The sequence below is a fragment of the Pseudokineococcus sp. 5B2Z-1 genome (assembly GCF_037482305.1).
Lineage (GTDB): Bacteria > Actinomycetota > Actinomycetes > Actinomycetales > Quadrisphaeraceae > Pseudokineococcus.
The window spans coordinates 15,430-25,700 of the sequence record NZ_JBBHZG010000008.1 but is presented as its reverse complement, the minus strand read 5'-3'; the positions used below and the strand labels follow the sequence as shown (position 1 = coordinate 25,700).

7 protein-coding genes are annotated in these 10,271 nt (G+C 77.8%); all 7 read left to right on the top strand.

Annotated elements, in window-relative coordinates; all coding sequences use genetic code 11:
- Positions 1-121: 121 nt before the first annotated feature.
- The 7 genes from WDV85_RS15835 (at position 122) to WDV85_RS15805 (ending at position 10,201) form a co-directional block, all read left to right on the top strand.
- Complete coding sequence (locus WDV85_RS15835; protein WP_339571547.1) at positions 122-2,203, top strand: metallophosphoesterase family protein; 2,082 nt, start codon at positions 122-124, stop codon at positions 2,201-2,203.
- A gap of 216 nt (positions 2,204-2,419) precedes the next feature.
- A complete protein-coding gene (locus WDV85_RS15830) occupies positions 2,420-3,604 on the top strand; it encodes an EAL domain-containing protein (RefSeq protein ID WP_339571546.1) in 1,185 nt (394 codons plus the stop codon).
- A 43-nt stretch (positions 3,605-3,647) separates the two neighbouring features.
- Positions 3,648-3,824: a DUF1059 domain-containing protein gene (locus WDV85_RS15825; protein ID WP_339571545.1), complete on the top strand. Its 177-nt coding sequence runs from the start codon at positions 3,648-3,650 to the stop codon at positions 3,822-3,824.
- A gap of 121 nt (positions 3,825-3,945) precedes the next feature.
- Positions 3,946-4,929, top strand: coding sequence for a polysaccharide pyruvyl transferase family protein (locus WDV85_RS15820; protein ID WP_339571544.1), 984 nt, complete (start codon positions 3,946-3,948; stop codon positions 4,927-4,929).
- 112 nt (positions 4,930-5,041) lie between these two features.
- On the top strand, positions 5,042-6,058 hold the full coding sequence (locus tag WDV85_RS15815) for a LacI family DNA-binding transcriptional regulator (protein ID WP_339571610.1): 1,017 nt from the start codon (positions 5,042-5,044) through the stop codon (positions 6,056-6,058).
- Positions 6,059-6,093: 35 nt separating this feature from the next.
- Positions 6,094-7,107 carry a LacI family DNA-binding transcriptional regulator gene (locus tag WDV85_RS15810; protein ID WP_339571609.1) on the top strand — a complete coding sequence of 338 codons (1,014 nt, stop codon included), beginning with the start codon at positions 6,094-6,096 and terminating at the stop codon, positions 7,105-7,107.
- A gap of 391 nt (positions 7,108-7,498) precedes the next feature.
- Positions 7,499-10,201: an alpha/beta hydrolase gene (locus tag WDV85_RS15805; RefSeq protein ID WP_339571543.1), complete on the top strand. Its 2,703-nt coding sequence runs from the start codon at positions 7,499-7,501 to the stop codon at positions 10,199-10,201.
- Positions 10,202-10,271: the final 70 nt, after the last annotated feature.

Genomic DNA, 10,271 nt, shown 5'->3' with positions numbered 1-10,271 from the left:
GGTGCATGTCCCCGACGTCGTCCCGGGGCGGGACCGGCGGCGGGTGCGCGAGTGTGACGGTCTCGTGCCACTGCCCTCGGGCGCGGTGCGCCGCACGGCGCGCGCGGGGGATGATCGGAGCGTGGACGACCAGCACCCCAGCAGCCCCGCGACGGGGGGGTCCCGCGCCGCGGCTCGACCGGCGCGAGGGCCGCGGCGCCGCCCCTGGCGCGCCGGCCGGGGCCGGGCGCTCGCGGCCTGGAGCGCCCTCGTCGTCGCCCTCGGGCTCGTCGCCGCCGTCTACGGCGTCACGTCGGCGTCCGCCGAGGCCAGCCTCGGGCCGCACGTGGCGGAGTACTCCGTGACGACCGACGGTGAGGTCGCCGTCGACCTCGGCCCCCTCGGCGCCCTCGTCATCGACTCGCCGCTGCCCCTGCGGCTGGGCGTGGACGTCGTCGTCGAGGAGATCCCGCGCGAGGTCACCGACATCGGCGTGTCGTCGACGTCGACGGTCGACCTGCTGGGCGACGACCTCCAGCGCTACCTCCAGCTCTTCTCGGCCCCGCAGGCCACCGTCGACGTCGTCGTCCGCGCGCTCGTGCTCGACGCCGCGCAGCGGTGGCTCACCGCCTGGACGCTCCTCGTGCTCGTCGCCGTCCTCGGCCGCCTGGCCCTGGGGCGCGCCCGCCGGGCCGAGCTCGCCGCCCTCGGCCACCGGCACCGCGCCGTCCTGGCCGGCGTGCTGGCCCTCTCGCTCGTCGCCGCCGTGGTCGTGGCCGGCTTCCGCCCGCAGGCGCAGCGCGACGCCGCCAGCCGCCAGGCGTCGCCCGTCTTCGACGGCACCCCGCTCGAGGGCGCCCGCATCACCGGCCGCCTCGCGAGCGTCGTCGACCTCGTCGGCGGGTACGTGACCGACTTCGTCGACGAGAACACGCAGTTCTACGACCGCGTCACCGCCGACCTCGAGCGCGCCTGGGAGCGGCGCAGCAGGCAGGACCCGGCCGTGCTGCCCGCCTCGGGCTCGTCCCGCAGCACCTCCTCGCCGAGCAGCACCGCGTCGGCCGCCAGCACCGCGTCGTCGGACGTCACCGCGTCGCCCGGCAGCACAGCGTCGCCCACCGGCACGACCGCCCCGAGCGGTCCGGCGGCGGCCGCAGGCGATCCGCAGGCGCCGTCCACGGCCGGCGCGACGCCGGGGCCGACGTCCACCGGGCGGGAGCGCGTGCCGGCGGACGACGTCGTCACCGCGCTCGTCGTCTCGGACCTGCACTGCAACGTGGGCATGGCCGGGCCGGTCGCCCGGCTGGCCGAGCTCGCGGACGTCGACCTCGTGCTCAACGCGGGGGACACGGTGATGAACGGCACGGCCGTCGAGCAGACGTGCGTCAGCGCCTTCGCCCGGGCCCTCCCCGACGTGCCGGTCGTCGTCGCCGACGGGAACCACGACAGCCCGACGACCGCCGACCAGGAGCGGTCGGCGGGCTGGACGGTGCTGGAGGGCGAGGTCGTGGACGTCGCCGGGTTGAAGGTCCTCGGCGTCCCCGACCCGCGCTCCACGCAGCTGCTCTCGGGCAGCTCCGCCCCGGAGGGCGCCTCCGCCGAGGAGAGCGCCCGGACCCTCGTCGAGGAGGCGTGCGCGGCGGACGACGTCGACCTGCTCCTCGTGCACGACCCGTCCATCGGGGCGCCCGCGCTGGAGGCGGGCTGCGCCCCCGCCCAGGTCTCCGGCCACTACCACGTGCGGACCGACCCCGAGCAGGTCGGCCGGGGCATCCGGTACATCAGCTCGAGCACGGCCGGCGCCGTCCACGACCAGCTCACCGTGGGACCGCTCAACGGGACGGCCGAGATGACGCTGCTGCGCTTCGACGCCGGGACGGGCGACGTCCTGTCGTGGCGGGTCGTCAGCGCCACGCCGAGCGCCGAGGTCACCGTGGGGCCGTGGCGCGCCTGGCCGGCCGTCTCCTCCCGGCCCACGCCCGTCGACGAGGCCGACCCGACGCTGCTGCCCGAGGGGGACCCCGAGGACGGCCCCGACGCGCCTCCGGACGCCCCGGGCCAGCCCGCCCTCGACGACGACGGGCGCTCCACCACCGGCGACGGCGGGGCCGCGCCGGTCCCCACGGCGGGTGGGACGCCGAGCGAGACGTCGGGCGGGGCGGCGGGCGGGGCGGCAGGCGGGGCGGGGGGCGCGCCCACCTCCGCGCCGACCGCCGGCGGCTGACCCCGGAGCCGTCCGCCCCCCGAGCCGACGGGCCGGCCCCGTCGTCCGGCTCGACCCTCCCGCGGCGGCGCCGGGCGGGTCGCGCCGCGTCGTCCGTCCGGTGGACCGCGCCGTCGCGCGCTGCACCCGGCGTCCGGGTGCGCCGATGGACGCCTCATGCCCCCTGCCGGCCCCGCCGCCCCGACCGAGGACCCGGCCCTCCCGTCGCCGCGTGCCGTGCCGGACGACGCCCCGCCGGACGACGCCCCGCCGGACGACGCCCCGCCGGACTGGCCGGCGCTCGTCGCCGGCGTCCTGGCGGACCCGTCCCGGCTGCGGCTCGTCGTCCAGCCCATCGTCGACGTCGCGCGCGCCGTCGTCGCGGGCTACGAGGTGCTGTCGCGCTTCGAGCAGCCGGCCGGGGTGGCGCAGCCGCTGACGCCGGACCTGTGGTTCGCCGCCGCCGACCGCCTCGGCCGCGGCGCCGCGCTGGAGGCCCTCGTCGTGGAGCGGGCGCTCGCGCTGCGCGCCGACCTGCCGGACAACTGCTTCCTCACCGTCAACGTCAGCCCGCACCTGCTCGGCGAGCCCGTCCTGGCGGACCTCCTCCTCGGGGCGGGGGACCTCTCGCCCCTCGTGCTCGAGCTCACGGAGCACACCGCCGTCGCCGACCTCACGCCCGTCGTGGCCCTCTGCGGGCGGCTCGCCGACCGCGGCGCCCTCGTCGCCCTCGACGACGCCGGCTCCGGCTACTCCGGCCTGCAGCAGCTGACGACCGTGCGCCCGCACCTCGTCAAGCTGGACCGCGCCCTCGTCGCCGGCATCCACCTCGACGAGGCGAAGCTGGCGCTCGCGGAGATGCTCGGCGAGCTCGCCGGCCGCCTCGACGCGTGGCTGCTCGCCGAGGGCGTGGAGACGTGGGAGGAGATGGACGCCTTCCTGCGCCTCGGCGCCCCGCTCGCCCAGGGGTACCTGCTGGCGCGACCCTCGCCCCGCTTCGAGCCCCTGGACGCCGCCGTGGCCGCGCGCCTGCGCTCCGCCGCGGCCCGCGTCTCGTTCGTCGAGGACGTGGCCAGCCTCGTCGAGGCCGTCCGCTGCGAGGACCCGAGCGCGGGGGAGCCCCTGCTGCTGGAGACGGGCGAGGTGGGGCTGCGCCTCGACGAGGAGGCCCACCCGGCCGCTCTCCTCCTCCCGCTGCGCAGGGAGGGGGAGAGCGGGCACCGCACGGCGCGGGTGTCCCTGCGCGCCCGCCCCTCCGACGGCGTCGTCGACCTCGCCCGCCGCGCCGTCGCCCGCCCCGAGGCGACGCGCTTCGACCCCGTCGTCGTCGTCGACGACCTCGGGCGCGCCGTGGGGGTCGTGCGCGCCGAACGGGTGGTCGCGCGCCTCGTGGCGCTGCTCGAGGGCGCCGGCGGCCGATGAGGGGGCGGGCGCCGAGACGCGGTCGCCCGACCAGGAGGTGACCATGAAGCAGTTCTCGTGCGGTGACGTCGTGCCGGGGTGCCGCAAGACCTTCCGCGCTCCGACGGAGGCCGACATCCTCGGCGCCGTGGGCGCCCACGCCCGCGACGACCACGGGCTGGCGGAGGTCCCCGCCGCCCTCGTCGAGCAGGTCCGGGGTCGCATCCTCACCCTCGCCTGAGCAGCTCGACCGGTGGGGCCCCCGGGCGCCAAACGCCACCCGCGCCCCCGGCCCGCAGCCGCCCCTCTGGCGGCGGCGAGCCGGGGGGCGCGGGCGCGCCCGCTCGTGGGACCGTCCCGGCGTGGACGACACCCCCGCCCGACGCCCCTCCGCCGGCCCCCCCGACCCCGGACACCTCGACCCCGGCGGCACCGGACCCGGGCGCCGCGTGCTCGTGACCGGCTGGTTCAGCGTCCCCGACGGGGAGATCACCGCGGGGGACCTCCTCGCGCGCGACGCCGCCGTCGCGGACCTCCGCGCCCTCGACGAGCCCTTCGACGTCGCGATGACGCGCACCTTCGCGCCCGACGACGCGGCCAGCGTGGACCTCGACACGGTCGACCCGGAGCGGTACGACGTCGTCCTGTGGGTGTGCGGGCCCGCCCGCGGGCGCCAGCTGCAGCGCGTCGCCGACCGGTTCCCCCGCGCCCGGCTCCTCGGCGTCGACGTCTCGGTCGTCGACGGCCTCGCGCCGCTGCACGCGGCCCTGGCCCGCGACGGCGACGGCGAGCCGCGTCCCGACACCTCCCTGCTCGTGCCCGTGCCGCCGGTGCCCGTCGTCGGGCTCTGCGCCGCGCACGCCCAGCACGAGTACGGGGAGCGGCAGCGCCACGACGCCGTCCACGACGTCGTCCTGCCCGCCCTCGCCTCGGCCCCCGGCCCCGCGGGGCCGCCGGCGGTCGTGCCCTTCGACACGCGCCTGGCCACCGGGGAGCCCCACGTGCCCTCGACCGCCGCGCAGGTCGAGGCCCTGCTCCGCCGCTTCGACGTCGTCGTCAGCAGCCGCCTGCACGGCGTGGTCCTGGCGCTGAAGAACGCCGTCCCCGTGGTCGCGCTCGACCCCGTCGAGGGCGGCGCCAAGGTGGCCGCGCAGGCGCGGGCGCTGGGCTGGCCCGTGCTCCTGCCGCACGAGGTGACGCGCCAGCGCGTCCGGGAGCAGCTGGCGTGGGCCCTGTCGCCGGAGGCGCGCGAGGCCGCGCGGGCCGTGCTGCCGGCGGCGCAGGAGGCGCTCGCCGGGTCCGCCCGCGAGCTCGGGGCGCTGCTGCGCGTCCCGGCGGGCGGGTGAGGCGTCGGCCCGGGGGGCGACCCGGGGCTCGGCCCGGGGGTCGGCCCGCACCTCTCCCGGGGCGCGGTCGCCCCCGGTCGCGGGCTGCGGGGGCGTCGTCGTGGCGGTGACGATGCGCGACGTCGCCCGTCGCGCCCGGGTCTCCTCGAAGACGGTGTCGAACGTCGTCAACCGGCGCCCGCACGTGCACGAGAGCACCCGGGCGCGGGTCGAGCAGGCGATCAGCGAGCTGGGCTACCGGCCCAACCTCTCCGCCCGGGGCCTGCGGTCGGGGCGGACCGGCGTCGTCGGTCTCGTGCTGCCGGACCTCCGGACGCCCGCCGCCGCGGCGCTCGCCGACGCGGTGCTCACGGCGGCGCAGGAGCACGACCTCGCCGTCGTCGTCAGCCGCACCGGCACGGACCCCGGGCGCCTCGCCGGTGTCCTCGTGGGCGAGCCGCACCGCACCGACGGGCTGCTGCTCGCCGCCGAGCTGCTCGGCGCGCCGGAGCGGGCGCTGCTCGACGAGGTGGACCACCCGGTCGTCCTCCTCGGGCGGGCGGACGTCGTCGTCGCGGTCGACCAGGTCGCCACCGCGGACGCCGAGGCGGCGGCGGCCGCCGCTCGGCACCTGCTCGACGCGGGCCGCCGCCGGGTGGCGGTCGTCGGGGCGCCGGCGGACGGGTCCACCGGGCGGGGCGGGGCGAGCGCCCGGGTCGTGGGCTCACGCCGGGCGCTGGAGGACGCCGGCGCCCCCGTCGACCCGCGCCTCGTCGTCCCCGCGCGGGCCGGGGACCCGCGGGCCGGCGCGGCGGCCGTCGCCGCCCTGCTCAGCGCGGGGACGCCGGTCGACGCCGTCCTCGCGCTCGACGACGCCCTGGCCGTCGGCGCCCTCCACGCCCTGGCCGAGGGCGGCCTGCGGGTGCCGGACGACGTGGCGGTGATGGGGATCGGGGACCTCGCCCCCGGGTGGTCCCGGCCCGCCCTGTCCTCGGTGGACCTGGGCCTCGACGACGTCGCCCGCACCGCCGTCGCGATGCTCCTCGAACGGGTCGGGGGCGCCGGGCCCGGCCAGCTGCCGCCCCGGCGCCACGAGGCGCCCTTCCGCGTGGTCGTCCGCGGCTCGACCGGCGGCCCGGCCGGGGGCTGAGCCGCGGCGCGTGGCAGGGTGCCGCCGTGGTCACCATGAGCGACGTCGCCCGGGCCGCGGGGGTCTCGCCCATGACCGTCTCCAACGTCGTCAACGGGCGCTCGGGCGTCAGCGAGGCGACCCGCGCCCGCGTCACCGAGGCCGTCAGCGCGCTGGGGTACCGGGCCAACGCCAGCGCGCGGCGCCTGCGGACGGGGCGCACCGGCGCCGTCGGCCTCGTCGTCCCCGAGGTCGCCGCGACCTACTACGCCCACCTGGCGGGCCGGCTCTCGCGCGGGCTCGAGCCGCACGGCTACCGCGTCGTCCTCGAGCGGACGGGGGCCACGCGCGCGGGGGAGGAGAGCGCCCTGTCGCCCGAGCGGCTGGGCGCCTACGACGCCGTCGCCGTCAGCCCCGTCGTCCTCGACGGCGAGGAGGTGCGGCGGGCCGTGGGCGACAAGCCGTGCGTCCTGCTCGGCGAGCGGCCCCTGCGGGGCGCCCACCCTCAGGTGGCGATGGACGACGTCGGGGGCTCCGTCCTCGCCGTCCGCCACCTCCTCGAGCACGGCGCCCGCCGCGTCGCCGTCGTCGGGGGCCGCCCCGCCCGCGCGGGCGCCGACATGCCGAGCCTGCGCACCGAGGGGTTCCGCTGGGCGCTGCTCGACGCCGGCCGGGTCGTCGACGAGCGGCTCGTCGTGCCGGTGAGCGCCTTCGACGCCCACGGCGGGTTCGAGGCGACGCGGCGGCTTCTCGAGGAGCACGCCGACGTCGACGCGCTCTTCGTCCTCACCGACGCCGCCGCCACGGGCGCGCTGCGCGCGCTCGCCGACACAGGGCGCGACGTGCCGGGCGACGTCCAGGTGGTCGGCTTCGACAACGACGAGGGCTCGTCCTACACCGTCCCGCGGCTCACGACGGTGGACCCGGGCAACGCGGCGATGGCCGAGGCGGTCGTCGACCTGCTGCTCGCCCAGCTGCGCTCCGGCCCGGTGGCGGCGCGGCTGCTGCGCCCCAGCGGCGCGCACCTCGTCGTGCGCGAGTCGACCCGCGCGGTGAGCACCCCCGCCTGAGGCCCGACCCCGGTCCCGGGGGACCGGGGTCGGGCCTCAGGCGGGGGTGCTCACCGCGCGGGTCGACCCGCGCGGTGAGCACCCCCGCCTGAGGCCCGACCCCAGTCCCGGGGGACCGGGGTCGGGAGCCGGAGGGCCGTGGCGCGACGTCGGGTGCCCGCCAGCGCGGCCCGTGAGATGTCCGCTCCGCACCCCTTGACACGTCTCGTCCGCCCGCAGCAGGGTACGGCCAGCGGCTTACGACGATGTAAGAGGCCAGGTAGACGCGGTATCGCGTTAAAGCACCACCGCGCCAGAGGCAGCCGCTGCCACCGCCCCGACGCAGCACCCCCTCACGCCCTCCGGGCGGCCCGGGGTGGGGGCGGGAGCCTCGACGGAGAGGAGCCACCGGGTGGACGCTGTGCAGGAGGACCAGGCGCGCGGAGCGCCCTGGCGCAGGGGGGTCGCCGTCGCGGCGGGGGCCGCGATGGTGCTCGGCGGGGTGGTCGCGGTCGCGGCGCCGGCGAGCGCGGCGACGCCGTGGGTCGTCGTCGACGAGTCGGGGTTCGCGACCTTCACCGTGCCCGTGGGCGAGGTGGAAGAGGCGGTCGGCCGCGACGTCAGCCAGATCGTCGCGGAGGGCAACTTCGGCCCGTCGTCGAACTGGGCGGAGTACGGCCTGACGCTCCGGGGCGACACCGCCACCGGCGTGCTCGGGCCGCTCGAGCCGGGTTCGTACTACTACCAGGTCACCGCGGACGACCAGTACACGGTCAAGGACCCGACCAACCCGACGAGCGTCACCTCCGAGCCGGAGTGGTCCACCTTCGTCGTCGAGGGCGAGGGGGCCGAGCTGCTCGTCGACGCCCCGGAGGGGGCGCGCGGCGAGGTGCGCGAGCTCACCTACCGCAGCTCGGTGGCCGGCGAGGACCGGGCGGCCCTCGCCTGGACGCCGCCGGACTACGACGCGGAGCGGGCCGAGCCCTACCCCGTGCTGTACCTCCAGCACGGCGGCGGCCAGGGCTACCGCGACTGGGTCGAGGTCGGCCGGGCCGGGCAGGTCCTCGACAACCTCTACGCCGCGGGCGACATCGCGCCCATGGTCGTCGTCATGGGCGACGGCAACGTCCGCAGCTTCCCGGACGAGCTGCTGCGCAACATCACCCGCGCGGCGGAGCGGCAGCTCAACGTCAGCAGCGACCCGGCCCAGCGCGCGCTGGCGGGGCTGTCGATGGGCGGCGGCCAGGCCTTCGAGGTGCTCCGGTCCGACCCGGGCGCCTTCGCCTCCGTCGGCACCTTCGGCGCGGGCCGCTTCGACCTCGAGGACCTCCCGGTCGACGAGATCAACGCGGGCACCGAGCTGCTCCGGCTCTACGTCGGCAACCAGACCGACATCGCCTACAACGACGTGTACACCGCCCTCGGGGCGCTCGACGCGGCGGGCGTGGAGCACCAGTTCGACGGCGCCAAGCCGGACGCCGGCCACAACTGGGACGCCTGGCAGGAGGACCTCGTCGACTTCTCCCAGCGCCTCTTCCAGGACGGGCGCTACCCGGGCCTCAGCCCGGGCCACGAGCTCATCGAGGAGCCCTTCACGCCGACGGCGCCGGAGGACGGGTCGACGCCGTGGGTCACCGAGGACGGCTTCGCCACCTTCGAGACCACCACGGACTTCGCCGACGCCGAGCACGTCACGGTGTGGGCCAACTGGGGCCCGAGCAACCTGTGGCTGCGGGTCGAGCTGTCGAAGGTCGGTGACCGCTGGCGCGGCACCGTCGGGCCCCTCGAGCCCGGCTGGTACCACTACCGCCTCATCGTCGACATGCAGTCGGTCAAGGACACCCGGAACCCGACGAGCGTGACGAGCGAGCCCACGTGGAGCCAGTTCCTCGTGCCGGGCGGGGCCGCGCGCGTCCTCACGCCCGTCCCCGAGGACGAGCGCGGGACGGTGCAGCCGATGACGTACGACAGCGACGTCGCCGGCGAGGAGCGCACCGCCCTGGTGTGGACCCCGCCGGGCTTCAACGCCGACCGCGCCGAGCCCTGGCCGGTGCTGTACCTGCAGCACGGCGGCGGCCAGTCGTACACCGACTGGCCCGAGATGGGCCACGCCGCGGAGATCCTCGACAACCACCTCCGGGACGGGAACCTCGAGCCCATGGTCGTGGTGATGGGGAACGGCAACGTCGGCGACTTCACGACCGAGCTGCTCGACAACATCGCGCCGGCGGCGCAGGAGCAGTTCGGCGTCAGCGACGACCCGCAGCGCCGGGCGCTCGCCGGCCTGTCGCGAGGCGGCTTCCAGACCCTGGAGGTGCTCCGCCAGCGCCCCGGGGCGTTCGGCTACATCGGCGCCTTCTCGGCCGGCCTCTCCGGCGACGGCTCGGACCTCGACGTCGAGGCCGTCAACGAGGGCACCACGCTGCTGCGGCTCTACAACGGCAACGTCACGGACTTCACCTACGGGTCCGTGCGCTCGACGCTCGAGCTCTTCGACCGCCTCGGCGTGGAGCACGAGTTCGACGGGTACTACGAGGGCCCGCACGGCTGGGACACCTGGCAGCACGCCCTGGTCGACTTCGCCCCGCGCCTGTTCCGCCAGGCCACCGCGGACGACGGCGACGGCATCCCCGTCGAGGCCGTCGTGCCCGAGGAGGCCGACGGCTTCCTCGCGCTGACCGTCGGGGGCGACGGCGGCGGCACCGCGCTCGGTGCGGCCGCCAACGCGGGCGACCGCCTCGTGATGGAGGGCCGCCTGCCCGACATCGCGGTGACGGACTCCCGCACCGACGCCCAGGCCGGGGACGGGGGCTGGGCCGTCTCGGGCCAGTCGTCCGACCTCGCCGGCCCGGGCGGTGCCCTGCCGGCCGGGCACCTCGGGTGGACGCCGCTCGTCGTGGCGGCGGCCGAGGGCGTCGCGGCCGGACCGCCGGTCCGGACCGTCATGAGCGGCGGCGCCGGCCTGGCCGCGCCGCAGCGGCTGGCTGCGGCGAGCGGCTCCGACCGCTCCGGCACGGCCACGGTGACGGCGGACCTGCGCCTCGAGGTCCCGACGAGCACCGAGCCGGGCACCTACCGGGGCGCGGTGACCGTGTCCCTCTTCCCGGTCGACTGAGGTCCCGGTCGACCGAGGGCACGGCCGGCTGAGGTCCCCCTCGGTCGACGTCGCACCACCGGGCTCGTGG